The 23,392-nt window shown below is 59.8% G+C and carries 22 protein-coding genes, 1 tRNA gene and 1 pseudogene; 5 read left to right on the top strand and 19 right to left on the bottom strand.

Annotated features, from left to right (window positions below; genetic code table 11):
* Positions 1–123: 123 nt before the first annotated feature.
* Positions 124–780, bottom strand: a complete 657-nt coding sequence (locus NOM06_RS09650) for a Bax inhibitor-1/YccA family protein (RefSeq protein WP_005338308.1) — start codon at positions 778–780, stop codon at positions 124–126.
* A gap of 208 nt (positions 781–988) precedes the next feature.
* On the opposite strand from NOM06_RS09650, the gene NOM06_RS09655 reads away from it, so the two are divergent.
* Positions 989–1,076, top strand: a tRNA-Ser gene (locus tag NOM06_RS09655).
* 114 nt (positions 1,077–1,190) lie between these two features.
* Here the strand turns inward: NOM06_RS09655 and ulaR are convergent.
* From ulaR to ulaG, 4 genes are all read right to left on the bottom strand, one after another.
* Positions 1,191–1,949 (bottom strand): HTH-type transcriptional regulator UlaR, encoded by a 759-nt coding sequence (gene ulaR / locus NOM06_RS09660; RefSeq protein WP_021229102.1) that lies wholly within the window; start codon positions 1,947–1,949, stop codon positions 1,191–1,193.
* A 97-nt stretch (positions 1,950–2,046) separates the two neighbouring features.
* Entirely contained in the window at positions 2,047–2,919 is an 873-nt protein-coding gene (locus tag NOM06_RS09665) for an L-ribulose-5-phosphate 3-epimerase (RefSeq protein ID WP_255911332.1), read from the bottom strand.
* Positions 2,920–2,933: 14 nt separating this feature from the next.
* Positions 2,934–3,758 (bottom strand): Cof-type HAD-IIB family hydrolase, encoded by an 825-nt coding sequence (locus NOM06_RS09670; protein ID WP_255911334.1) that lies wholly within the window; start codon positions 3,756–3,758, stop codon positions 2,934–2,936.
* A 119-nt stretch (positions 3,759–3,877) separates the two neighbouring features.
* Complete coding sequence (gene ulaG, locus NOM06_RS09675) at positions 3,878–4,945, bottom strand: L-ascorbate 6-phosphate lactonase (RefSeq protein ID WP_255911336.1); 1,068 nt, start codon at positions 4,943–4,945, stop codon at positions 3,878–3,880.
* 512 nt (positions 4,946–5,457) lie between these two features.
* Between ulaG and NOM06_RS09680 the strand changes: the two genes are divergently transcribed.
* The 4 genes from NOM06_RS09680 to NOM06_RS09695 all read left to right on the top strand — a co-directional run bounded on the left by NOM06_RS09680 (position 5,458) and on the right by NOM06_RS09695 (position 9,232).
* Positions 5,458–7,209 (top strand): PTS ascorbate-specific subunit IIBC, encoded by a 1,752-nt coding sequence (locus tag NOM06_RS09680; protein ID WP_255911338.1) that lies wholly within the window; start codon positions 5,458–5,460, stop codon positions 7,207–7,209.
* A 44-nt stretch (positions 7,210–7,253) separates the two neighbouring features.
* Positions 7,254–7,730, top strand: coding sequence for a PTS sugar transporter subunit IIA (locus NOM06_RS09685; RefSeq protein WP_215803355.1), 477 nt, complete (start codon positions 7,254–7,256; stop codon positions 7,728–7,730).
* A 40-nt stretch (positions 7,731–7,770) separates the two neighbouring features.
* Entirely contained in the window at positions 7,771–8,463 is a 693-nt protein-coding gene (locus NOM06_RS09690) for an L-ribulose-5-phosphate 4-epimerase (RefSeq protein ID WP_139406016.1), read from the top strand.
* A gap of 124 nt (positions 8,464–8,587) precedes the next feature.
* On the top strand, positions 8,588–9,232 hold the full coding sequence (locus NOM06_RS09695; protein ID WP_255911340.1) for a 3-keto-L-gulonate-6-phosphate decarboxylase UlaD: 645 nt from the start codon (positions 8,588–8,590) through the stop codon (positions 9,230–9,232).
* Between the two features lie 63 nt (positions 9,233–9,295).
* Here NOM06_RS09695 and exeN read toward each other — a convergent pair whose 3' ends face one another.
* The 14 genes and pseudogenes from exeN to NOM06_RS09765 form a co-directional block, all read right to left on the bottom strand.
* A complete protein-coding gene (exeN, locus tag NOM06_RS09700) occupies positions 9,296–10,063 on the bottom strand; it encodes a GspN family type II secretion system protein ExeN (protein WP_255911342.1) in 768 nt (255 codons plus the stop codon).
* Positions 10,060–10,551 carry a GspM family type II secretion system protein ExeM gene (gene exeM, locus NOM06_RS09705; RefSeq protein WP_005338305.1) on the bottom strand — a complete coding sequence of 164 codons (492 nt, stop codon included), beginning with the start codon at positions 10,549–10,551 and terminating at the stop codon, positions 10,060–10,062. Before exeM ends, exeN begins: the two co-directional genes overlap by 4 nt.
* Positions 10,548–11,732 carry a GspL family type II secretion system protein ExeL gene (gene exeL / locus NOM06_RS09710; RefSeq protein ID WP_255911344.1) on the bottom strand — a complete coding sequence of 395 codons (1,185 nt, stop codon included), beginning with the start codon at positions 11,730–11,732 and terminating at the stop codon, positions 10,548–10,550. The genes exeM and exeL overlap by 4 nt, the downstream gene beginning before the upstream one ends.
* A gap of 122 nt (positions 11,733–11,854) precedes the next feature.
* Positions 11,855–12,856 (bottom strand): GspK family T2SS minor pseudopilin variant ExeK, encoded by a 1,002-nt coding sequence (gene exeK, locus NOM06_RS09715; protein ID WP_005359007.1) that lies wholly within the window; start codon positions 12,854–12,856, stop codon positions 11,855–11,857.
* Positions 12,857–12,968: 112 nt separating this feature from the next.
* Positions 12,969–13,616 (bottom strand): annotated as a pseudogene (gene gspJ / locus NOM06_RS09720) (type II secretion system minor pseudopilin GspJ); the annotation flags it as partial.
* Positions 13,613–13,972: a GspI family T2SS minor pseudopilin variant ExeI gene (gene exeI / locus NOM06_RS09725; RefSeq protein ID WP_005338301.1), complete on the bottom strand. Its 360-nt coding sequence runs from the start codon at positions 13,970–13,972 to the stop codon at positions 13,613–13,615. The gene exeI and the pseudogene gspJ, both read right to left, overlap by 4 nt.
* 82 nt (positions 13,973–14,054) lie before the next feature.
* Positions 14,055–14,627, bottom strand: a complete 573-nt coding sequence (gene exeH, locus NOM06_RS09730; RefSeq protein WP_182939152.1) for a GspH family T2SS minor pseudopilin variant ExeH — start codon at positions 14,625–14,627, stop codon at positions 14,055–14,057.
* Positions 14,628–14,665: 38 nt separating this feature from the next.
* The gene (gene exeG, locus NOM06_RS09735) at positions 14,666–15,097 is read right to left on the bottom strand and encodes a GspG family T2SS major pseudopilin variant ExeG (protein WP_005338297.1); all 432 of its coding nucleotides are present in this window, start codon (positions 15,095–15,097) and stop codon (positions 14,666–14,668) included.
* Positions 15,098–15,194: 97 nt separating this feature from the next.
* Complete coding sequence (gene exeF, locus NOM06_RS09740) at positions 15,195–16,415, bottom strand: GspF family T2SS innner membrane protein variant ExeF (RefSeq protein ID WP_005338296.1); 1,221 nt, start codon at positions 16,413–16,415, stop codon at positions 15,195–15,197.
* A 1-nt stretch (position 16,416) separates the two neighbouring features.
* Positions 16,417–17,922: a GspE family T2SS ATPase variant ExeE gene (exeE, locus tag NOM06_RS09745; protein WP_058057784.1), complete on the bottom strand. Its 1,506-nt coding sequence runs from the start codon at positions 17,920–17,922 to the stop codon at positions 16,417–16,419.
* Positions 17,922–19,961, bottom strand: coding sequence for a GspD family T2SS secretin variant ExeD (gene exeD, locus NOM06_RS09750; protein WP_021229084.1), 2,040 nt, complete (start codon positions 19,959–19,961; stop codon positions 17,922–17,924). The genes exeE and exeD overlap by 1 nt, the downstream gene beginning before the upstream one ends.
* A gap of 21 nt (positions 19,962–19,982) precedes the next feature.
* A complete protein-coding gene (gene exeC, locus NOM06_RS09755; protein ID WP_139742655.1) occupies positions 19,983–20,816 on the bottom strand; it encodes a GspC family type II secretion system variant ExeC in 834 nt (277 codons plus the stop codon).
* A gap of 227 nt (positions 20,817–21,043) precedes the next feature.
* On the bottom strand, positions 21,044–21,736 hold the full coding sequence (exeB, locus tag NOM06_RS09760; RefSeq protein WP_139742638.1) for a GspB family T2SS assembly factor variant ExeB: 693 nt from the start codon (positions 21,734–21,736) through the stop codon (positions 21,044–21,046).
* Positions 21,736–23,304 carry an ExeA family protein gene (locus NOM06_RS09765; protein ID WP_255911346.1) on the bottom strand — a complete coding sequence of 523 codons (1,569 nt, stop codon included), beginning with the start codon at positions 23,302–23,304 and terminating at the stop codon, positions 21,736–21,738. The genes exeB and NOM06_RS09765 overlap by 1 nt, the downstream gene beginning before the upstream one ends.
* Between the last annotated feature and the right edge of the window lie 88 nt (positions 23,305–23,392).

A 23,392-nucleotide genomic window follows, 5' to 3' on the forward strand; every position in this document is an offset into this window, starting at 1 on the left:
ACCCCCCAAAGGGCCAAGGGCCCCTCAACAAAAGCGGGCCCACTTCGCTTCATATCCTTGATTTACAACTTATCCTGACAAAAATCGGCGCCAATAAAAACCCCGCCGAAGCGGGGTTTCTGATTAGTTGCGGTTGCCGCCAAGCAGACTCAGCAAGCTCAGGAAGATGTTGTAGATGGAGACATACAGGGTGACGGTGGCAGAGATGTAGTTGGTCTCGCCGCCGCGCACGATCTGCTGGGTAGTCAGCAGGATGGCGCCGGAGGAGAAGAGCATGAACATGGCGGACAGTGCCAGGCTCAGGGCGCTCATCTGCAGGAAGATGTTGGCAATCATGGCCACCAGCAGTACCCAGAAACCGACGAACAGCATGCCGCCAATGAAAGAGAGGTCACGCTTGGTGGTCAGGGCATAGGCCGACAGACCGAAGAAGGTGAGCGCGGTGCCGCCAAGGGCGGTCATCACGATCTCGCCACCACCATTGTTCATATACATGTTGATGATGGGGCCCAGGCTATAGCCCAGCAGACCGGTCAGGGCGAAGGTGAAGACCAGCCCCATGCCGTTGTTGCGATTCTTCTCGGTCAGGAACATCAGACCGTAGACGCCGATCAGGAACACGGCCCAGTGCAGCGGCGGCATGTTCATCACGGTAGCGACCCCCGCCACCACGGCAGAGAAGCCCAGAGTGAGGGAGAGCAGCATATAGGTGTTACGCAGCACCTTGTTGGTATCGCGTACGGCACTTTGGGTGCCAGTGTAGATAGAACGGGTATCCATCTTGGGTGTCCTCTTGATGTCCGGGTGAGACGGCGATCAGCCGCCTCGTGATCGCTGTTTGTTACTGCATGTTTACGCATTGTATGTAGAACAAATAGGGATGACGAGGAACAATTTCAAGCCACCTGCCATTTTGCTCCCGCACACTATCCCACAGGAAATATGTATTGCATATGAACAAGGGCTTAGCGTAGTATGCACGCCGTTCGGAGGGGTGGCAGAGCGGCTGAATGCACCGGTCTTGAAAACCGGCGATGGGCGACCATCCGTGGGTTCAAATCCCACCTCCTCCGCCATATTCAAAGAGAAAGCCCAAGCGGTCACCCGCTTGGGCTTTTTCGTATCTGCGGTTTCTGGCCGAAAATGGCCTTGAATGAAGGCGCCGACAAAGCGCCCCGGCACTTTATGTCCTAGACCAGAATGACCTGCACATTTTTGGCTTTGATCTGCTCGATGACCTCTTTGTCCGCATCCTTGCCGGTGATCAAAATGTCGATCTTGCTGGCGGCGCAAAACAGCATGCCTGCCCGTTGTCCCACCTTGCTGCTGTCGGCCAGCACTACCAGTCGGCCGACGTGGTTGAGCATCTTCTGCTCCGCCATCGCGGTCAGCATATCCATCTTGTAGAGACCATCTGCGGTGACACCCTTGCCGCTGGTAAACATCCAGTGCCCGGCATAGAGGGAGGAGATCTCGTCCTGCGGTGCCAGGGTGATGGATTGCGACTTGTTGTATTGACCGCCGATGATCACCACGCCGTCATGGTCATTCTCGATCAGGTAGTTGGCGAGCGGGAAGTAGTTGGTGATGACCTGAACATCTTGTCCGCAGATCTCCTGACCCAGCACGAAGGCGGTGGAGCCACAGTTGATGACCGCGCTTTCCCCCGGTTTGATCAGGGCGGCGGCCGCCTGGGCGATGCGCACCTTTTCGCTGTGATTGAGGCTTTCATTGCTGTCGAGAGGAGACCAGTGTGCCTTTCTTGCCTGCATCAGGGCTTCGGCACCGTTGCGCACCTTGCGCAGCTTGCCGGAGTCATTGAGCTTGTTGATATCGCGGCGCGCAGTGGCCGGAGAAATATCAAAGGCTTGCATTATGCTGTTGACCGACAGATGACGTTTCTGATTGAGCAGTTCCAAAATGGCGTTATGGCGATGTGCTTCTGTCATATCATGCCTGATGATGATTGAATCTGATTGGGTGGTGATTATATCGCGCATAAGTGTGAATGACAGCTCTCTTGTCCACTCTTCTGGTGACGGGCGTTCAGGCGAGCGCCAGACCGGCTTGCCGAGCGAGTTCAACCAGTTGCCCCTTGGCCGTTTTCAGGTTGCTGGCCCACTCTTCATCCTTGGCCCACATCTCCAGCACCAGGGGGCCGTTGTAACCGATTTTTGCCAGAGTGTGGAAAATGGCGGCAAAGTCGACCTCTCCCTCGCCAATGACCAGATCACGGAACTGCCCGCTGTAACTGGCCGTTACCTTGCGGGTATCTTTGAGGTGGATCTGCACGATATGGTCTGCACTCATTTGCAGCTCGGTGCAGGTGTCATAGTTCCAGCCGGTGATATTGCCGACATCCGGGTAGGCCATGAAGTAGGGGGAGGGGATCTGCTTTTTCAGCACCTCGAATTTGCTGAGGGAGTTGAGATAGGGGGTATCCATGATCTCCACACCCAACATGATGCCTGCCCGTTCTGCCATTTTGGCTGCCGCCTTCATCCCGTCGATGAAGTGGCGGTGGGTCTCGTCGCTTTGCGGTTCGTAATAGACGTCGTAGCCCGCCAGCTGGATGCAGCGAATGCCGAGCTTGTACGCCAGATTGATCGCTTTTTCCATGATGATGGCCGCCTGTGCGCGGATGACCGGATCCTGCGAACCAAACGGAAAGCGGCGATGGGCGCTCAGGCACATGGAGTGCAGCGGCAAGCTGTGCTGCTCGCACAGGCGTCTGAGCCGATAGATTTCGCTATCTGACCAGTCGAGCCGTTGCAGTTTTTCATCTGATTCATCAATGGATATCTCGATGAAATCAAAGCCAAGCTCCTTGGCCGACAAAATTTTCTCTTGCCACTCCAGTGCAGAGGGCATCGCTTTTTCATAAAGGCCGAGGCGTAAGGCATGGTCAAAGTGGTGCATACAAGCTCCTGCATTCAGATAGGGAAATAGCGGTTCAATACCTCGAGGATCCCGCCCTCGTCGTTGCTCTCGCAGGTGACCCGGTTGGCCATCTGCTTAATCTCCGGCTCGGCATTGGCCATGGCGATGCCCATCCCTGCGAGGCAGAGCATGGAGGCGTCGTTGTGGTTGTCGCCGATGGCGACCAGTCGCGCCGGGCTGATCCCTTGCTGGTCAAGATAATCCTGCAGTCGCGCTCCCTTGCTGTTGCCGCGGCGGGCAAAATCGACCCGATTGGCCCATGACTGCTCGCCACTGAAGTGTTCGCGTACCCAGGGGTGATGTGAGAAGGCCTGAATGGCGGTGATCTCTCCCTCGGCCACGAACTTCCAGACATGGCTGCTGTTGGCCAGCTCATCTTCAAACGAGTCAACACTGGCTACCTGCGGCTGGATAGGCGGCGCAAAGCTGCTGGCCCACTGCTGCAGGGCCGCCACGTAGCGTACCGGCTGATGAGCGGAGTAGACCATGCGGTCAGTGACATACATGACGAGGTTGAGCCGGTGCTCCCTTGCCAGCGCGATAAATCGCTGTGCCAGCAGATGGGGAATGGCGTTCTCTGCCAGCACGGCGCGCCGGTCGTAGTCGTAAACGTAGGTGCCGTTGCAGCAGATGATGGGCGTGGTCAGCCCCAGTTCGTGGTGATAGGGGTGGGCGGCTGTGTGGTGTCTGCCGGTGACCAGCATGACGGTGGCCTGCTCCTTGATCCTCATGATGGCCTCTTTGACGGCCGGCATGATGGTGTGAGCACTGGTCAGGGTGGTGCCATCGAGATCGAGGGCCAGGGCGTGATAGCGCATCGTCTGATCTTCTTGTTATCCGGTGATGGGGGGGCAATAGAGGGGGGGATTGAGATGAGGCCTTGCTGGCCCATCTCCATCACCCTCCCTCGTATTACCCGACGTCTGACAGGGCGTGCTTACAGGAAGGATTTGTAAGGCAGCTCAGGTTCGTCGATGAAGATGTCATCGAACCCGCGCGGGTGCTGGTAGTGCAGCTTGCTCTGGTCGGTCGGGAAGGTGTACTTGCCACCGACTTGCCAGAAGAAGGGGCTGAAGCGATAGCCGAGGCGATCTTTTTTCATGTTCCAGAGCACTTCGATCTCGCGGGGATCGCTTTGGAAGTTGGCCCAGATATCGTGGTGGAACGGGATCACCACCTTGGTGTTGAGGGACTCCCCGGCCCGCAAGATGTCTGATGAGGTCATCTTGTCGGTGACGCCGCGGGGGTTCTCGCCATAAGAGAGCAGCGCCACATCGATCTGGTAGTCATTGCCGTGCTTGGCGTAGTAGTTGGAGTAGTGGGAGTCACCCGAGTGGTAGAGGTTGCCCCCGGATGTCTTGACCAGATAGTTCACCGCCCGATCATCCATGCCATCCAGAATGCTCTTGTCGGTGGAGGATACTCCCGCCGACAGGGTGACCAGCGCGGTACGGTCAAAGGCATCGAGCACCTTGATCACGATATCGCCCACCGGGATCTCGTCACCCACTCGCGCCACAACACAACGCTCGGCAGGCACCCCCCAGCGCAACCAGAGGTCGACACAGGCTTTCGGGCCGATGAACTTCACATGCTCACCACAGTTTTGCAGCACGGCAGCCGCCACATTGACGTCGATATGGTCGGCATGATCGTGGGTAGCGAGCACTGCATCGATATCTTTAATCCCGAACGGATCGAGCACGAAAGGTGAGGTTCTCAGGTTGGGTTGCAGCTTGCGCACGCCCCCCATCCGCATCATCTGGTGCTGCTTGTTCATGTAGGGATTGCCATGGGTTCGCTTGCCCGTGCCGCACCAGAAGTCGATGGAGATGTTGGTATTGCCGGCAGACTTCAGCCAGATACCGGTGCAACCCAGCCACCACATGGCAAAGGTATTCGGTTTGACCTCTTCCTGCTCAATCTCTTCATTCAGCCAGGTGCCCCACTCGGGGAAGGTGCTGAGGATCCACGATTCACGGGTGATTTCTTCAATCTTGCTCATCTCACATACCTTTCTGATTTGGATGGTTCACACAGTGGTGATTCATCGGGTGATGACATGACTTGCATGGTTGCGAGTCAGTGATTCGTCTTGATTGGTTGTGACTATATTACTCGCTTTTGTGATTATCAATGATTCTGGTGATTGTTTTGTGAGATTAATTGCGGCATATCACAATCAAGAGATGAGAATGTTTTTAAGTTATTGTATTTATTGTGTTTTTTATTTTTTTACATATTTTTAGGGATTCTTTGAATCCTTTTATGCGGTTCTGATTACCCTTTTAACCGAAATTTTACATCCGAGCGGTGGAAAAAAGAGATTCTCCCGACCTAGATCTTCATCACAATAAATCACTTGGTGACTATGTATGATTATTTTAGATTTCACGGTGAGTGGTGACAGTTGAATCTGCTCGCGGGGCGTCAGGTAAAGCAATGCCCATATGAATGGTGAGATGTCCGCACCAATCCAATAGCCATGAGTTGTCCTCATCTGGACGGAGCATAAATATGGAAACCCTCTACAACGCTTTTTACATCTTTTACAGTCAGGTGATGACCAAGGCACCCCTGCTGTTGGGGCTGGTGACCTGTATTGGCTACCTGTTGCTCAAGCAGGATGGCACGACGGTCGTCAAGGGCACCGTGAAGACCATCGTCGGTTTCATGCTGGTGCAGGTGGGTGCCAGTACGCTGGTGGCCGGCTTCAAGCCGGTGGTGGACAAGATTGCGGAATATCATCACCTCACCGGTTCAGTGATTGATCCCTACACCACCATGATGGCGACCATGGAGACCATGGGGGAGAACTACTCCTGGGTCGGCTATGCGGTATTGCTGGCCCTTGCCCTCAATATTCTGCTGGTGTTGTTGCGGCGCTATACCGGGATCCGCACCATCATGCTGACCGGCCACATCATGTTTCAGCAGGTGGGTCTGATCGCGGTCTTCTATATGGTGATGGGTGCCTCGATGTGGGAAACCATCCTCTATTCCGCCGTCATCATGGCGCTCTATTGGGGGATCTCCTCCAACATCATGTTCAAGCCGACTCAGGAAGTGACTGGCGGGGCGGGGTTCTCCATCGGCCACCAGCAACAGGTCGCCTCCTGGATTGCCACCAAGGTGGCGCCGAAACTGGGCAACAAGGAAGAGAGCGTCGATCACCTGAAGTTGCCAAAGTGGCTGCACATCTTCCACGACAGCATCACGGCGACCGCCATCGTGATGACCATCTTCTTCGGTATCATCCTGCTCTCGTTTGGCCTCGATAATCTGCAACAGATGGCGGGTCAGACTCACTGGTCCATCTACATTCTCGAGACCGGTCTCAAGTTTGCGGTCGCCATTCAGGTCATCGTGGTGGGGGTGCGGATGTTCGTTGCCGAACTCTCCGAGGCCTTCAAGGGGATCTCCGAACGGGTCATTCCCAACGCCGTCCTGGCAATCGATTGCGCCGCTATCTATGCCTACTCGCCGAATGCCATGGTCTTTGGCTTCATGTGGGGGGCTATCGGTCAGTTCCTTGCTGTGCTTGCCCTGCTGGCATTCCAGGCGCCCATCATGATTATCCCGGGCTTCATTCCCATGTTCTTCTCCAACGCCACCATAGGGGTGTTCGCCAACCACTTTGGCGGCTGGCGAGCGGTGATGAAGATCTGCTTCGTTATGGGGATCATCGAGGTGTTTGGTTCTGCTTGGGCTATCCACTTGTTCGCGGTCAATGGCACCAGCTTCAATGGCTGGATGGGGATGGCTGACTGGGCGCTGGTATTCCCGGTGATCATGCAGGGCCTCTCGTTATCTTCCCTGTTCTTCGTGGTGTTACTGGCTGGCGCCGGGCTCTATATGTACTTCGCTTCCCGCACCCTGCGGATGGAAGAGGATATGGCTGTCCCGAGTGCTGCCGTGGCAGAAGACGCGGCCGATCTGCCAGCCTCGCCAGTCGAGAGTGCCAAAGGGGGGCATGCAGTGCGGATCCTGGCGGTATGCGGCAACGGTCAGGGTTCCTCCATGATGATGAAGATGAAGATCGGCAAGTTTCTCGAACAGCGTGGCGTGCCCCATATCATGGACTCCTGCGCCGTGGCCGATTACAAAACCAAGCTGCAGACCACCGACATCATCGTCTCTTCCAAGCATCTGGCCGGCGAGATGAGCCCCGGTGAGGGCAAATTCGTGCTGGGCGTACAGAACATGCTCAACCCCAATTCGTTTGGTGATGAACTGCTGGGCATCATCAAGAACAACTTTGCAAATTAAGCCGATGAGCCTCGCTGCATGTGGCTGCGGGCAAGGAGAACAAGATGAAATTCAAACAATCTCTGATGGAAAACAACTCTGTATTGCTCAATGCGGCTGCCAGCGACTGGCGCAGCGCCATCAAGCTGGGCACCGACATGCTGATCCGCTCCGGTGCCGTGGAGCCGCGTTACCATGACGCAATCATCGGCAGCATTGAAAAGATGGGGCCCTATATCGTGATTGCCCCCCAATTCGCGATGCCCCATGCGAGGCCAGAGGATGGAGTCAATCGCACGGCGTTTGCACTGGTCACCCTGACCACGCCGGTGAAGTTTGAGGGGGAAGAGGAGCCGGTGGACGTGCTGGTGACGCTGGCGGGCAGCACCTCCGATGAACACATGGAGGGGCTGATGGAGGTGACTCAGGTGCTGGAGGATGAAAACAGCGAGAGCGGGATCAACCTCGAGAAGCTGCGAGCGTGCCAGAGCACCGCAGATGTATTCAACGTCATTGATCAGGCGCTGGCGCAAGTGGTCTGAGGCACCCAACGCGGCCCCGCAAGGGGCCCAGGAGAACGAAATGTACAACTCATTGAAAGAGGCGGTACTGGAGGCCAACCTGCTGTTGCCCCGATACGGTCTGGTTACCCTGACATGGGGCAACGTATCCCAGATAGATCGCAGCTTGGGCGTGGTGGCCATCAAGCCGTCGGGGGTTTCTTACGACAATATGACCGTTGACGATATCGTGGTGGTTGATTTGGCTGGCCAGATCGTCGATGGGCATTTATCCCCGTCCAGTGATACAGCAACCCATCTGGTTTTATATAAAGCGTTTAAAGGCATTTCCGGTATTGTGCACACCCACTCCCGTCATGGCACTATTTGGGCGCAAGCGGGAATGGATATTCCCGCCTTGGGTACCACCCATGCCGATTATTTCTATGGCGATATTCCCTGCACCCGTCCGCTGACCGAAGATGAAATTCGCGTTGATTATGAAAAAAATACCGGCAAGGTCATTGTCGAAGAATTTCAGCGACGGGATCTGGATCCACAGGCCTTGCCAGGCGTTGTCATTACTGGCCATGCCCCGTTTTGCTGGGGCAAGAGTGCGGTGGATGCGGTGCACAATGCGCTGGTGCTGGAGGAGGTCGCCACCATGGCGCTGGCAACCAGAGCGTTGAATCCGGCCATCCATATTGCGCAAGAGTTGTCTGACAAACATTATTTCAGAAAGCATGGTGAGAATGCCTATTACGGCCAGCGCTAATTAGTCGACCCGTTATTTAAATTGCCCATCTATTTATTTAGTGACGTCAGGTTACGGCCCTTTATTGACTTTAAATCAATGGGCCAATTCATTCTGCCAAGGTTTTAAATTGAGGAAATATAGTATGACCAAACCCATGTTACAGATTGCTCTGGATTCTACCGATCTTGCTACCGCCGTGGATATTGCCGATCGCGTCGCCAGCTATGTCGAAGTGATCGAGGTCGGCACTATTCTGGCTTTTGCAGAAGGGATGTCTGCGGTACGCACCATGCGCGAGCGTCACCCCGATCACATTATCGTGTGTGATATGAAGACTACCGATGGTGGTGCCATTCTGGCTCGCATGGCCTTCTCGGCCGGAGCTGACTGGATCACAGTATCGGCCGCCGCACATGTCGCTACCATTGCTGCCTGCAAGAAAGTTGCGGACGAGTTTGGCGGGGAGATCCAGATCGAGATCTATGGCAACTGGACGCTGGATGATGCCAAACAGTGGGCCGATATGGGGATCACCCAGGCTATCTATCACCGCTCGCGGGATGCCGAGCTGGCCGGGGTCAGCTGGACCCAGGCCGATTTGAGCAAGATGCGGGCACTCTCCGAACTGGGGCTGGAGCTGTCGATCACCGGCGGTATCGTGCCGGAAGATATCCATCAGTTTGAAGGGATCCGGGCCAAGACCTTTATCGCCGGGCGGGCATTGGCATCGGAAAGCGGTCAGGCAACCGCCGAAGCGTTGCGCCGAGAGATAAGCAAATATTGGTAACAGGAGCAGGTTATTAGCGGATAAAGGCCCCGGAAATACTCCGGGGCCTTGTCGCAGCAGGGGTTAGATCCGCCCCTGATAGCGTAGGGGGAAGCGGCCCTGACTGTCTGGCTGGCCGAGGAAGGGGAGCCCTTGTTGCATCTGAGGCGGCAGTTCTGGGCCCGGTTTCAGGGTGCCCTGGAACAGGTATTGGCCATTGGGTTGCAGCTCGAGGCGACCCATGGTCTGCACCGCATCGGAGCCCTGCTTGAGTTCGGCCACCAGTTTGGAGTCGAGGCAGGTGAGTTTCACCTCGGGGTCGGCCAGATCCAGCTTTCCCGCCGGGGTATCGGCGCTGGCGTTGTACCAGTCGAGGTTGCCGTAGAGGTTGTCACACCAGGGGTTGCCCTGGGCAAACTGCTCCACTTTGAGCTGCAGCTGACCGGTGACGGTGATCGGGATCGGCAGGCGCATCGGCACCCGGCTCAGCAACCAGGGGGCGGGGGCGTTGAGGGTCAGATCGCGGCCGAAGGCGGCGCCATTCCAGCCGACAACGCCCTGACCATTGAGGCCGTTGCGATCGCCAAAGCGAATGGCCACTTCGGGGGCGAAGCGCAGCAGCGACCAGCCGTTGAGATCCCAGCGCAGCTGGTTCACCGATTCGCTGGCATATTGCAGTCGGGCAATCTGGCCACTCCAGAGGGTGCCGCTCACCCCTTCCAGTTTCAGCAGACTGGCGACGTTGGCAGGCAGCGGCAGATGGCGAGCCACCAGTGCCGCGGGCAGGGTGGCCAGCAGGAAGAGCAGATAGGCGGCCAGAAACAGGCTGGCAATCAGGATGCGTTTTTTCATTGTGGACGACTCAACTGCAAACGTCTGACCTTGACCAGACCCGGGGCCAGATCCTCGCGGGCGATCTCGATGATTTGAACCTGAATGCCGTGCTGCTCCACCAGAGTGGAGAGCCAGAGCAGCAAGTCATCGAACTGGACAGTGTCGATCCACACTTGCAGCTCCTGCGCCTGGGGTTGCAGCCGGGCAATCTTGATCTTGTGGTTGAAGGCGGTGCGGTTGACCACCCCTTCCAGGGTGCCGCTGGTATCGATCTGGCGACCCGAGCCCCCTTGCATGGCCAGCACCTCTTCCCCCTTCTCCTTGAGCCAGGCGAGGGTCTGCTGCTGGTTCTGCACCTGCCGCTCCCGCTCTGCGATGCGGTTGGCGATGGGCTGCCAGACGCTCCAGTAGAAGAGACCGACCAGCAGCAGAACGCCGCCTGCGACCACCAGCCGCTGTTCCCGTGCGGTGATGCCGTGCCACCAGCTCTGCAATTTTTCCATCATGATGATTTACCCTTGAGCACCAGTGCGCCCTCTACCTTGCCCTCGGTGCTGCGCACCTCGCCTTGCTGTACCTCGAATTGCTTGCCAGCCAGCTCGCGGAACCGCTCGATCTCGGCAAAGCCGGGAGCGGTCACCTGCAGCCTCAGCTCGCGGCGACTGGCATCAAAGCGCATCACCTGCGGTTTCAGACCGGGTATTTCGGCAAAGGTGGGGGCCAGCTCGGTGAGCATCAGCAGCACGCCGTTTTGCGGGGCTTGTCCCAGCTGTTGCAGATGCTGGTTCATCTGGCTGCGCACGTTCACGATGCGGCTCTCACCCGGGAAGATGCGGGTATAGACGGCGCGGATCTCCGCTTTCAGCGCCTTGTCCTGCTCGGTGAGCTGATAGAGTTGCACGCCGCGCTGGCCGAGGGCCACCAGCAGCAACAGGCCAGCGGTGATGGCTACCTTGCGCCACTGCAACCAGTAGCGGGCATATTCGGTCTGCGGCCGGTAGGGGCCGGTCAGCAGGTTGGCGCGGCAGGTGAGGGCCCCCTTGGCCAGCAGCAGCATGGGGAGTTCAGGCTCCGCCGCCTGCCAGTTGGCGGCGGCAATGGCGGGCACCGGGGTGTGGCTGTGGATGGTGACCGGCTCGACTTCGGTTGCCAGCAAGATAGCCAGCAGCGGCTCGTCAGCGACGATCCCCTGACAGGGGCCCTGGCGTACCAGCCACTCGCTGCCGAGTTGCAGCGCAGACCAGCCATCCGCGGCCTGTGGCAGCGCCAGCACATCGGGCAGCAGTTGCAGGCTCTTGAGGCCAGCGGCATCGAGCCAGCCGAGCCACTCGGTCATCTTCTGCCGATCCACCGCCATCAGGTCGACCTGTTGCCCTTCGTGGGCCAGCACCACCAGATGGAGCTCGTCCACGTCGGAGGCGATCTGCTCCTCCAGCAGGTAGGGGAGGGCCGCTGCCGACTGGCGGTTGTAGCGACCCGGCAGGGTGACGCGCCGGAAGATCAGATCGCTGCCCGGCACTAGCGTGACCACGGGGCGGCCACCGGCCCGCTCCTGCAGCTCGCTCAGGGCATCGGCCGAAGGTAGGGTGCCGGAGGCGATGATCTCCTGCTCCTGACCGGACCAGACCAGCCAGGCCACGGGTTGTTGTTTATTGGTCCCCAGTCGGATGACCAGACTTTCGCTCACGCATCTCTCTCCTGCGATACCGGTTTGCAAAGGGCGTTGTGCGCCCTTGCAACCGGTGCGCAGCCCGCAGGCTGCATCCAACATCTCTCGTACCCGCAGGCGATGGCCTGCAGGTGCGCTGTTTATTCGGCGCCGCTACTGAGGCGGCGCAGCATCACCAGTTTATTGTCCTTGCCCCGCTGGAACAGGGTTTCGAGCCAGGCCCGGTTGTCGCCGACCTCGGCCACGACTCGGGCTTCGAAGAAGTCGCTCTTGACCACCAGCGCCTCTTTCAGTCCTTTCACCGCATCGACCGGAGCGAGCATGTCTGTCATCAGCTTGCTCTCTTTCCACCCCTTCTGAGGCCGCTCGTTCAGCACCCGCTTGGCGTCATCCAGCCCGATAGTACCCAGATAGAGGGCGACCAGCAGCTCGGGGCGCTGGGGGGCAAGGGTATTGATATTGATCTTCAACTTGTCGTTGGGCAGGGTGCAGACATAGGGGGCCAGTTTGGCATAGACCCTGGCCGTCACCCCGCGCACCGCCCTCAGCTCGTCCTTGCCCAGCATCCACTGGTTGGCGGTCAGATAGGGTGGCTTGAGACCCTCGTAATAGGCGTCCTCGGCGCCAAGGCTGGAGACCAGCACCGTATCCTTGTCAGTCCAGTCACGGATGGCATCGGTGAGCTGGGCCGCCTCGTAATCATCCATCGCCAGCTGTTTGAGCAGTTCGCGAAACACTTGCACCGGATAGGGCTGCTGAGCCAGCTCCTCGCCGCTCCCCGCCTTGGAGGCCACGCTCAGGCTGTTGAGGTTGAAGCAGGATTGCAGGTCGGTCACCTCGCCCTTGAGCTGGCCATCATCCACCGGAAACACAGTGTTCTTGCGGGCCCAGTTCTGGCTGAGGTTGACCACCTCGGGGTTGTCCTTGAAATCCTGCGTCAGCACCTTGCTCACCAGCGCTTCTGCCGAGAGGGCATACCACCACGCCTGTTTGCCTGTGGTGATGTTGGCGGTGCGGCGCAGCTCAAGCTGCAGGCGGCCGCTCATATTGCTGGCGATGATCACCATCACCGAGAGGATCAGCAGCACCACCAGCAGCGCCATGCCGCGCTGGCGACCGGGAGCGGCGAGATTAGCCCGCATTGGCGCCCCCTCCGTTCTGGCTGTCACCATTACCGCCATTGGTATTGCCGTTGCCGCCGTTGTTCCCGTTATTGCTGTTGTTGCCGCCCCCCTGGTCGGGGTTGCTGCTCTGGCTGTTCTCTTCGGCGCGCTGGCCACCGGCACCAATCAGGAACTGGCGGCGAATGGTGCCGTAATCCTCCAGATCCAGCTCCACTGCCAGCCCGTGGGGCAGCACGCTGCGCTGGGTCCACTCCTCTTTCCAGTTGCCCTTGTCGAAGAAGTAGAGGCGAAACGCCGTGACTCCCGCCAGCACCGGCTGGATGCGCGGCTCGGTGCCGATCACCGGATCCGGATAGAGGTAGCTCAGGCGCTCCAGCTTCTGATCCTTGAGACGCCAGCCGACCCGCTGCAGATGGGAGCGGGGCAGCATGCCGTCCGGGTTGAGCCAGCCGCTGCGCATAAAGGCCATGCCCCAGTCATCGCTCTGCTGGCCGAACCGGGAGGCCGCCAGCAGCACCTTGTTGTTCTCCCCCTCGATGCGACCGCTGCGAGGCACCATCTGGGTGATGTCTCGCTCCAGCAGGGTGAAGGCGAGCTGCAATTCGTTGAGGCGAGCCTCCTTGCGCTTGGCTACCTCGTCGCTGGTGAGCACCCCCTGCAGTACCTGATAGGCACCCATGCTGAGAGTGGCGAAGATGGCGATCGCCACCAGCATTTCGAGCAGGGTGAAACCGGCATGGCGGACGGGGCGAGGCGTGCGGGCAACGTGCTGGGTCATCGGCTGATATAGGTCCGCATCATGGCGACCGGGTTCTCGGCTTTGGCCTCGGTACGCACTTCCATATCGAGCGCCCGGAAGTTGTTGTCGGCGGTGGCGACGCCGCGATAGCGCCAGTACCAGGTGCTGCCCGCCATCTGCTCATCCCCTTCCACCCAGCTGTCGCCGGGCCACTTGTTCTCGAGCTTCTGTTGCACCAGCTGGTTCTCTACCACCCAGGTGGCGAGTGTCTTCTGCTCCAGATAGTTGAGGGCCGAGAGGTGTTCGCTGGCGGTTTTCATTACCGCCAGACCCGCGATGGCAAAGACTGCCAGCGCCACCATCACTTCGAGTAAGGTCATGCCTCGGGCGTTCATCGTGCCACCTGTTGAGGGTGTGGTTGGCACAGCAGTAGCGCCACCATCACACCTTTCTCAAACAACGTCATGCCGCGGGCGTTCATTCGCTCACCTCTTCATCTTCATCGCCGGTGAGCAGGGTGAGGCGGCCGAACTCGTCCCCCTTGACGATGCGGGTGTAGCGGGCATCCTCATCCTGCTGGGTGAAGGTGAGCACGAACGGGCTCAGCTCGCCGCCCGGGAAGATAAGCAACTGCGGCGTGCGCTCCTTCTCGTCGCGCTTCTGTTCGGTTTTCTCGTCGGAGTCCGGCTGCCAGCCAAAGCCTTCCAGCTCCAGCGCCAGCGTCATGTTCTCGGCCAGTTGCACCGGCCCCAGCTGCTTGTCGCCTGTCAGGGCCAGCCACTTGCGATCCTTGGCCTGACGCTGCATAAACTGCCAGCCGTTATCCTCGATGCGAATACCTACCAGCCGACCATCCATCACCGCATACTCCTGCGCCAGCTGCAGCGTCGCCATCAGGCGACGCGCCTGCTTGTCCAGCTCCCGATCCCCTCTGGCGCCTCCCATGCTGAGGGTGACGGCGGTGGCCACCAGCCCCATCAGCATGGCGACCAGCAACACTTCCAGCAGAGTAAAGCCGGATTGGCGATGAAAGGAGAGAGAGCGCTTCATGCAGTCAGCTCACAAGGAGTGCGGTGGCGACATATCACTTATTGGAAATCCTTCAGGTTCCAGTTGCCGATGTCGTCATCGGTACCGGCTTCACCATCCAGACCCATGGAGAAGATGTCGATCTTGCCGAACTGGCCCGGGCTCAGCAGCTGGTACGGGTTGCCCCAGGGATCTTGCGGCAGGCGCTTGATGTAGCCGCCATCGCGGTAGCTGCGCGGCGCCGGATCGATAGAAGGCTTGGTCACCAGCGCGTCCAGACCCTGTTCGGTGGTCGGGTAGCGGTTGTTGTCCAGCTTGTACATGTCGAGGGCATTTTCCAGCGCCACGATATCGGAGACCGCTTTCTGCTGGTCAGCTTTCTCCTTGTTGCCCATCAGGTTGGGCACCACCAGACTGGCCAGAATGCCGAGGATCACGATGACCACCATGACTTCCAGCAGGGTAAAACCGGATTGACGACGTTTGTTCATGAGTTGCTCCGTAACGAATGAGATGGGATAGCCCATCAGAGAGTGATCACTGGGTGGGTTCGACGGGCCGCCAGCGGCGCCACCGAACACCGGAAACTTACATATTCACCATATTGTTGAGCTCGAGGATCGGCTGCAGGATCGACATCACGATAAACAGCACCACCCCGGCCATGGAGACCACCAGCATGGGTTCGAACACCCCGAGGGCGATATTGACCTGGGATTCAAACTCCCGATCCTGGTTGTCTGCCGCCCGCTCCAGCATGCTGTCGAGCTCGCCGCTCTGCTCGCCGGAGGCGATCATGTGCAGCATCATGGGCGGGAAAATCTTGGTCTCGGTCAGTGACTTGCGCAGACTGGTCCCCTCGCGCACCCGTTCGGCAGCCTCGAGAATGCGCATTCTGGCAAAGTCGTTGGAGAGCACTTCGCCGGAGATCTTCATCCCCTCCAGCAGCGGTACCGCACTGGCGTTGAGGATGCTTAACGTGCGAGCAAAGCGGGCGGTGTTGAGACCGCGGCTGACCCGGCCAATCACCGGCAGACCGAGCAGCACCTGATGCCAGCGTCGGCGACGCTTTTCATCGGTGAGCCACCAGCGCCAGACAAAGCTGCCAAGGAAGATCAGCAGCAGGAACCAGAGGCCGTAGGCCTGCATCAGCTCGCTGGTGCCGATGAGAAAGCGGGTGGTGCCCGGCAGCTGCTGGCCCATGTGTTCAAACTGGGCCACTACCTTGGGTACCACGGCGGTAAGCAGGATCGAGATAACCCCGATGGCGACGCAGGTGAGCACGATGGGGTAGATCATCGCCTGCAGCAGCTTGGTGCGCATATGCTGGCGCTGCTCGGTGTAGTCGGCGAGACGGTTGAGCACCTTCTCTAGATGGCCCGATTTTTCACCGGCCGCCACCATGGAGCGGAACAGCTGATCGAACACATGGGGAAAAGCCCCCAGCGAGTCGGCCAGCGAATAGCCTTCCACCACCTTGCTGCGCACGGTCGCTACCAGAGAGCGCAAGTGGGCTTTTTCACACTGCTCGGCAACCGCCTTGAGCGCCTCTTCGATGGTGAGACCAGCCCCCACCAGGGTCGCCAGCTGGCGAGTGATCAGGGCAAGCTCGGCGGTGCTGGCACCGCGCCGAAACAGGGCGAAGCGGGTCGCTTCCCGTTTCGCCTTCTCGGTGGTCTCGTTCACCTCGAGGGGAGTGAGCCCCTGTTCGCGCAGCAGCTGGCGCACTTGACGGGCCGAGTCGCCCTCCATTACGCCGCTCTTGCTGCGTCCCTTGTTGTCGAGGGCCTTGTATTCGAATGCCGCCATCTCAATCTTCCCGGGTCACGCGCAGTACCTCTTCGAGGCTGGTCTGCCCCTTGAGGACCTTGTCGATGCCGTCACGACGGATGCTGGGGGTGTGGCCGCGGATCAGCCGCTCGATGGCGAGCTCGCCGCTGGCACTGTGAATGGCTTCACGCACTGCTTCGTCGATCACCACCAGCTCGTGGATGCCGGTCCGGCCACGGTAGCCGGTGTGGTTGCACAGCTCGCAGCCGACCGGACGCCACACCTGCTGGTCGGGGGCCAGCTCGATGCCCATGGCGAGGCGCTCCTGCTCGGTGATGGGGCGCGGGGCGCGGCAATCGGGGCAGAGGGTGCGCACCAGCCGCTGGGCCAGCACCGCCAATAGCGACGAGGAGAGCAGGAAGGGCTCGATCCCCATGTCCCGCATCCGGGTGATGGCGCCGATGGCGGTGTTGGTGTGCAGGGTCGACATCACCAGGTGACCGGTCAGCGAGGCCTGCACCGCGATTTGGGCGGTTTCCAGATCTCGAATTTCCCCCACCATCACCACATCCGGATCCTGACGCAAGATGGCGCGCAGGCCGCGGGCGAAGGTCATGTCCACCTTGGTGTTGACCTGGGTCTGGCCCACCCCTTCGAGGTCATATTCGATAGGGTCTTCCACCGTCAGGATGTTGCGATCCCGCGAGTTGATTTCAGACAGCGCCGCATAGAGGGTGGTGGATTTACCGGAACCGGTCGGGCCGGTGACCAGAATAATGCCGTGGGGCTTGCGAATAAGCTCGCTGATGATGGTGCGGTTGGCCGCGGTCATCCCCAGCTGCTTGAGCTCGAGGCGCACGTTGTTCTTGTCCAAGAGACGCAATACCACCCGCTCGCCGTAGCTGGACGGCATGGTGGAGACCCGCACGTCGACGGCGCGGCCGCCGATACGCAACGAGATACGGCCATCCTGCGGTACCCGCTTCTCGGCGATATCCATCCGCGACATCACCTTGATCCGCGAGACCAGCAGTGAGGCCAGCTTGCGATGGGGGCGCAGGATCTCCCGCAGCACCCCATCGATGCGAAAACGAATGACCAGTGCCCGCTCGAAGGTCTCGATATGGATATCGGAGGCCTCCTCCTTGATCGCCTCGCTCAACATGGCGTTGATGAGGCGAATGATGGGGGCGTCGTCATCGGCATCCAGCAGATCTTCGCTCTGGGGCAGCTCTTCGGCCAGGGCGAAGAAGTCCATCTCGTTGCCGAGATCTTCCATCAGTTGGCGCGCCTCGGAGGAGTCGCGCTGGTAGTGAGCCATCAGCAGCTCTTCGAAGGCCTCGTTGTCGAGTTGCTCCACCGCGAAGCTGCAACCCGCGACCCGCCGCACTTCCAGCAGGGCTTGCGGGGTGACGCCAGGACGGCACTGCAGCACGGGGGCGCCCTCCCGCTCAATCAGGATCACCCCGAAGTTGCGGGCAAAGACAAAGGGGAGCTCGGGCAGTGGCGCAGGCCCGACGCTTCCATCCAGATGGTAGGCACTCATCAGGGCTTACTCTGCACAAACGGGGTGGTGGTCTCGACAGTGCTTTGCTGTCTGCTCCGCATCTCGTTGATCTGCTTCTGGATCTCTTTTTGCAGCTCGGGCGACACCATCACATCCTGGCCATAGGCAGGCAATACCTGACGGGCGGGGGAGGTGAGATACCCCTCCTGCGAGGCGGCATTGAGCTGCTCGGCGCGGAACAGGGAGTACTTGTTGCTGGAGACACCGGTATAGACGTCCGCATCACGCAAGATGGTTGGCCGGATAAAGACCATCAGGTTGCGCTTGGAGGTGGTGTTGGAGGTGGAGCGGAACAGATAGCCCAGCACCGGGATATCGCCCAGCAAGGGCACCTTGGAGACCTGCTCCTTGGTCTGTTCGTCCATCAAACCGCCCAGCACCACGGTTTCGCCGCTTTTGACCAGCACCGCGTTCTTGACGGTACGGGTATCGAAAGTGGGGCCAAGGTTGGCAGTACCGGTCGCCTGGGTCTGGGCGACGCTGGAGACCTCCTGCTCGATATTGAGCAGCACCGAATCCCCTTCGTTGATCTGCGGGGTCACCACCAGCTTGGTGCCCACCGTCTTGCGCTCGATGGTGTTGAACACCTGATCGCTGGTGGTGGAGCTTTGCGAACCGCTCTGGACCGGGACCTCCTGACCGACGTTGAAGGAGGCCTCCTTGTTATCCATGGTGACGATACTCGGGGTGGAGAGAATATCGTTCTTGGTATTGGAGGCCAGCGCCGTGGCCAGCATGGCCCAGTCGCCGTGATAGAAACCGGCGGCCATGCCGTTGAACTCTTTCAGCAGACCGGCAGCGGTGTCGGTCTTGCCATTCTGGTAATCCTTGCCCGCCGCAATGGCGCTGCCGAGGGGCAGGCCTGAGTTGGTGAACTGGGTGCCACCGCCGTTGGCATTGCCCCACTGGACGCCAAGGCTGAGGCCGTCGCCATCCTGCATCTCGACGATGATCGCCTCCACCAGCACCTGGGCGCGGCGGATATCGAGCTTGGCCACCACCTGCTCCAGTTCGGACATCACGTCCGGCTGGGCGGTGATGACCAACGCATTGGTGGTCTCGTCGGCTGAGATGGCCAGCTTGCCACCGCCGATGCTGGCGCCACCTGTGGTTGCGCCGCCGCCCTTCTTGTCGGCCTCGATGCTGGAGCTGACCCCCTTGAGCACCTCGACCATGTCTTTGGCCTTGCCATATTTGAGGTAGAAGACCCGGGTGTTGCCCTGGCTCTGCAGGTCGCGGTCGAGCTGGCGCACCATCTGGATGATGCGGGCGCGCGCTTTCGGCTCACCACTCACCACCACAGAGTTGGTGCGCTCGTCGGCCACCACCTTGGGGGATAGCAGTAGGGAGGCGGTGCCCCCCTGGGGGTTGCCATCCTTGTTGAGGTTGGTCACCAGCCGCACCATTTCCCCCGCCGAGGCGAATTTGAGCTTGATGATGTCCACATCCTGATCGCCTGCGCGGTCGACCCGGTTCACCACCTCCACCAAGCGGTTGACCACGGCGGCGCGGCCGGTGATCAGCAGCACATTGGAGGGCTCGTAGTGCACCACGTTGCCGCCACCGGCGTTGTCGTTGAGCTGGCGCAGCAGTGGCGCCAGTTCACGGACCGAGACGTTGCGTACCGGCACGACCCGGGTCACCATCTCGTCGCCCATGCCCGGGTTGCTGCCATCAACCACCGGAATGGCGGAGGTCTTGGCATCCCGCGAGCGCAGTACCTTGAGCACCCCGTTGTCCATCGGAACCACGGCAAAGCCGTAGACGTCGAGCACGCTCAGGAAGAACTGGTAGTACTGCTCCTCATTGAGCAGGTCGTAGCTGCGCACGTTGATCTTGCCGCGCACCGAGGGCTCTATGATGATGGTTTTATTGAGGTTCTTGCCCACCGTATTGATGAACTCTTCAATGTCGGCGTTCTTGAAACTGGCAGAGTATTCGGTGGCCCAGGCTGAGCCCGCCATCATCAGTGCCGCTGCGATAGTGGCCAGACGCCAGCTTTTCCCTTTAGTGGTCATTATTGGTACGACTCCAAATCATTATTCTGACAAGCGCACATAGATGTCGAACTGTTCGCCCTGTCGCTCGACGGTCACTGTCATTTCCGTTGCGCCAGCCATCTGCTGCATCGCCTGCATGGCTTGCATGTTGTCCCGTAAATCCAGCCCGTTGATGCTGATGGCCAGGTCATTGGCCTGCAGCCCGCTCTGGTTGAAAAACTCAGGATTGCTGCCCGGATTGAGGCGATAGCCGGTCATGCGGCCATCCACCTGAACCGGTGAAATATTGAGGTAATCGGTGATCTTGCCCGGATCGGCCATCAGCTCGCTGCGCAGGGAGCCAAGGGGGGCGGCGTTGGTCTGCGGCAGCGGCTTGCCATACTCCTCGCCATCCAGCATCAGGGTCTCGTCGCGGCCATCCCGCTCGATGATCACCCGATCCGGATAGACCTGCCGGATCCGCGCCTGGGTGCCGTCAATCATGTCACCGACCCCGTAGGAGTTCTGGATGCCGGACATGGCGATGATGGCGATGGATTTGGCGGGATCCGAGCTGGCCAGCACCCCGTTGAGCTGGGCATTGAGCTGGGTACGCGGCGCATTGGCGGCCACGGCGGCTTTGGCTTGCGCCTTGGGGATCGCCTTGCCAAACAGCGCCAGTCGGCTTACCTCGCCCAGTTCAAGGCGCGGGTTGCTCTGGCCGCTGATCGCCACGGCGGAGGGTTGCCACGGTTGGCTGGTTTGCGGGCTTGCCAGGGTGAGCAGACGCCAGGTGAGGGCGGCGCTCTGCTGGGCCAGCATGATCAGCAGCGCCAGAAAGGCCACCTGGGTGACTCTGGTCATGGGAAGCCGCCGGCACTGGGCCAGCAGCATGGGCAAGATGTCATCCCTGAATCGTAGCGTCATATTAATCAACAAATTCCAGGCTCTGGGGCGGCTGCGTATTGTGTACGGCCGGTGGCTGTGACACAACGGGTCGGGGCGCGCCAAACCGTAAAAATGGATATTTCATCACACCGTAAACCTTTGAATGCTCACAAAAGTGGCACTCAGGTGAGGTGCATCCTGCTTGCCAGCGAACATCAGGGTACGGTGTGTACTCATCCTCGCCAATCCTGCAGCGCCTTGAGGGTCACGCTCTGTCCGGCGACCTGCAGCACTATGTATTGCTGGTCGATGGTGGCGAGCACGACCCCCGGGGCGATTTCGCTTCCCTCCCGGTATTCCCGGCCATTGAGCACCACGGCCCGCTTGGCGGGGTTGGAGGAGAACACGTGAGAGCCATAGCTCAATTGCGGTACCTGCTGGCGCACCGACTGGGGCGCCGAGCCCAGCGCCATCAACTGGGCTGGTTGCACGTTCTGGCTGGCGGCGTGTGGCGTCTCCTGCAATGGGGTTTCATTGAGGGCTTTCATCAGCTGCTCGGCCAGACTCAGCGCGGGGGTATTCCCCTGACTGGTTCCTTCGTTTTTGGCCACTGCTCTGGGTTGGACCACCGGCTCCGGCAGGGGCGGGGGCAGCGGTCGGGTCACCATTGCCTTGGGTTCGACCCGCACGAAGGGTGGGGTGATCACCTCTTTCACCTCCACCTTCTCCTCGATGGGGCGCAGGTGGATCAGATGCCAGCCATAGTTGGCGCCCGCCCCCAGCAGCAGGGCCAGGGGAGCCAGCAACCAGCCGATGCGGTGTGGGCTGCGCTCCTCTTCCCGGGGCATGGGCAAGCCCATGGCCGGTATATGGGCAGAGAGTTGCGGTTGCTGCGCACGGCGCAGCGCCTTGAGCAGGGTAGACATCAGGAGGCCTCCTCCAGTCTGGGCATGGGTTCACCGGAGAGGGCGTTGAGACGCAGCAGGGTGTTGCTGCCCGCGATGCCATCAGGGGTGAGCCCCTGATCCCGCTGGAACTGCTGCAGCTTGTTCTTGAGCTCGCCATCGAAACGGCGCACCTTGCGCTCGGGTTGTTGCAACGCACGGCTGAGGGCGTTGTCGAGCCACTGGATCTGGGTCTGACCGGCATTGCTGGCGATCAGGCTCACCCCCCCTTTCGGCATGCGCCAGAGCAGGGTGTAGCTGCCGCCCCAGTTGTCGCTGAGCCACTGGCGATCCACCTGCCAGCTCTGGTCACCGATCATCAGACTGGCATTGTTCGGCCCCAGATTGACCAGGGTCGCATAGTAGAGGCCGCCAGTCTGGTCAGTGAGCGTGATCATGGCGGGATACTGCAGGGCGCGCAGCTCGTCGAGGCTTGCCTCTCCCTCCTGACAGCGCAGACCGGCACGGGGGGCATTGTCACAGGTTGCCTCGAACGGTTCCGGTTCATAACCCCAGACCCGATAGAGGTTCTGCATGGCGCTGTCGGGGTCGATGGCCTGATTGATCGCCTCGGTCAGCTGCTCCTGCTGCTCGGCGGTCTCGTCGATGGTGACCGGCACCTCGACCTTGACTACCGGCCGGGTGGGGAACACGCCGAAAAATTGCCAGCCCCACCAGCCTGCGGCCACCAGCAGGGCGCCCGCCAGCGTCACCATCAGACCGGAGGCCCAGCTCCCTTCGTCCCGAACGCCATTGACCTCGAAGGCTGCCTGGCTGATATCGCTGTGGACAATCTTGTAGCTGCCACGGGCGAAGGCGGCGATCAGGGCGCGGTCGCAGATGAGGTTGATGAAACGGGGGATGCCGCCACTCAGGCGATGAAGCGTCTTGATGGCGCGCGGGGTGAAGATGGGTTGTACGCAGCCTGCAACTTGCAGCCGGAAGCGGACGTAGGCATCCACATCGCTGTGAGAGAGCGGCAGCAAGTGATAGCGGGCGGTAATGCGCTGGGCCAGCTGACGCAGCAGGGGTTGGCGCAGCATCTGTTGCAGCTCGGGCTGACCGATCAGCACCACTTGCAGCAGTTTTCGTTCGTCGGTTTCGAGGTTGGTGAGCAGGCGCAGCTGCTCCAGTACGCCGGGCAGCAGGTGCTGCGCCTCATCCACCAGTACCACGCTGCGCTTGCCTGCCGCCAGGTTGGCCAGCAGGTGATCGCGAATAAGGTCGAACAGCCGCTTGATCCCGGCATCTTCGGGATAGGGGAGTTGAAACTCGTCGCAGATGGCGGCCAGCAGATCCCGTTCGGTCAGAGAGGGGTTGAGGATGTAGGCGATCTCGGTCTCGGCGGGGAGCTGTTGCAGCAGGCAGCGGGAGACGGTGGTTTTGCCGGTGCCCACTTCGCCGGTCAGCAGCACAAAGCCGCCGCCATCCTGCAATCCATAGTTGAGATGAGCAAGGGCTTCGCCGTGGCGCTCGCTCATATAGAGGTACTTGGGATTGGGCGAGATGGAAAACGGGTGTTCCGAGAGGCCGAAGAACTGTGTGTACATGAGGGTATTCTTTTGTAGCCGGCGACAGATGAAAAATGTCTCCGGATGATAACAAACCTCGCTTTCATTGGAAGCCATCATTGGCGCC

Origin of the sequence: Aeromonas sp. JL9 (genome assembly GCF_024436075.1) — a bacterium.
In the GTDB taxonomy this organism is placed as follows: Bacteria; Pseudomonadota; Gammaproteobacteria; order Enterobacterales; family Aeromonadaceae; genus Aeromonas; species Aeromonas veronii.

Bases quoted from the DNA above. Each gene is read 5' to 3' on its own strand.
- exeG (WP_005338297.1), bottom strand. From the start codon at position 15,097: ATGAACAAACGTCGTCAATCCGGTTTTACCCTGCTGGAAGTCATGGTG.
- NOM06_RS09765 (WP_255911346.1), bottom strand. From the start codon at position 23,304: ATGTACACACAGTTCTTCGGCCTCTCGGAACACCCGTTTTCCATCTCG.
- NOM06_RS09670 (WP_255911334.1), bottom strand. From the start codon at position 3,758: ATGCGCTATCACGCCCTGGCCCTCGATCTCGATGGCACCACCCTGACC.
- NOM06_RS09690 (WP_139406016.1), top strand. From the start codon at position 7,771: ATGTACAACTCATTGAAAGAGGCGGTACTGGAGGCCAACCTGCTGTTG.
- exeD (WP_021229084.1), bottom strand. From the start codon at position 19,961: ATGACCACTAAAGGGAAAAGCTGGCGTCTGGCCACTATCGCAGCGGCA.
- exeK (WP_005359007.1), bottom strand. From the start codon at position 12,856: ATGCGGGCTAATCTCGCCGCTCCCGGTCGCCAGCGCGGCATGGCGCTG.
- exeF (WP_005338296.1), bottom strand. From the start codon at position 16,415: ATGGCGGCATTCGAATACAAGGCCCTCGACAACAAGGGACGCAGCAAG.
- NOM06_RS09685 (WP_215803355.1), top strand. From the start codon at position 7,254: ATGAAATTCAAACAATCTCTGATGGAAAACAACTCTGTATTGCTCAAT.
- ulaR (WP_021229102.1), bottom strand. From the start codon at position 1,949: ATGACAGAAGCACATCGCCATAACGCCATTTTGGAACTGCTCAATCAG.
- NOM06_RS09695 (WP_255911340.1), top strand. From the start codon at position 8,588: ATGACCAAACCCATGTTACAGATTGCTCTGGATTCTACCGATCTTGCT.
- exeN (WP_255911342.1), bottom strand. From the start codon at position 10,063: ATGAAAAAACGCATCCTGATTGCCAGCCTGTTTCTGGCCGCCTATCTG.
- exeH (WP_182939152.1), bottom strand. From the start codon at position 14,627: ATGAAGCGCTCTCTCTCCTTTCATCGCCAATCCGGCTTTACTCTGCTG.
- exeM (WP_005338305.1), bottom strand. From the start codon at position 10,551: ATGATGGAAAAATTGCAGAGCTGGTGGCACGGCATCACCGCACGGGAA.
- NOM06_RS09650 (WP_005338308.1), bottom strand. From the start codon at position 780: ATGGATACCCGTTCTATCTACACTGGCACCCAAAGTGCCGTACGCGAT.
- exeB (WP_139742638.1), bottom strand. From the start codon at position 21,736: ATGTCTACCCTGCTCAAGGCGCTGCGCCGTGCGCAGCAACCGCAACTC.
- exeI (WP_005338301.1), bottom strand. From the start codon at position 13,972: ATGAACGCCCGAGGCATGACCTTACTCGAAGTGATGGTGGCGCTGGCA.
- NOM06_RS09665 (WP_255911332.1), bottom strand. From the start codon at position 2,919: ATGCACCACTTTGACCATGCCTTACGCCTCGGCCTTTATGAAAAAGCG.
- ulaG (WP_255911336.1), bottom strand. From the start codon at position 4,945: ATGAGCAAGATTGAAGAAATCACCCGTGAATCGTGGATCCTCAGCACC.
- exeC (WP_139742655.1), bottom strand. From the start codon at position 20,816: ATGCTGCTGGCCCAGTGCCGGCGGCTTCCCATGACCAGAGTCACCCAG.
- exeE (WP_058057784.1), bottom strand. From the start codon at position 17,922: ATGAGTGCCTACCATCTGGATGGAAGCGTCGGGCCTGCGCCACTGCCC.
- NOM06_RS09680 (WP_255911338.1), top strand. From the start codon at position 5,458: ATGGAAACCCTCTACAACGCTTTTTACATCTTTTACAGTCAGGTGATG.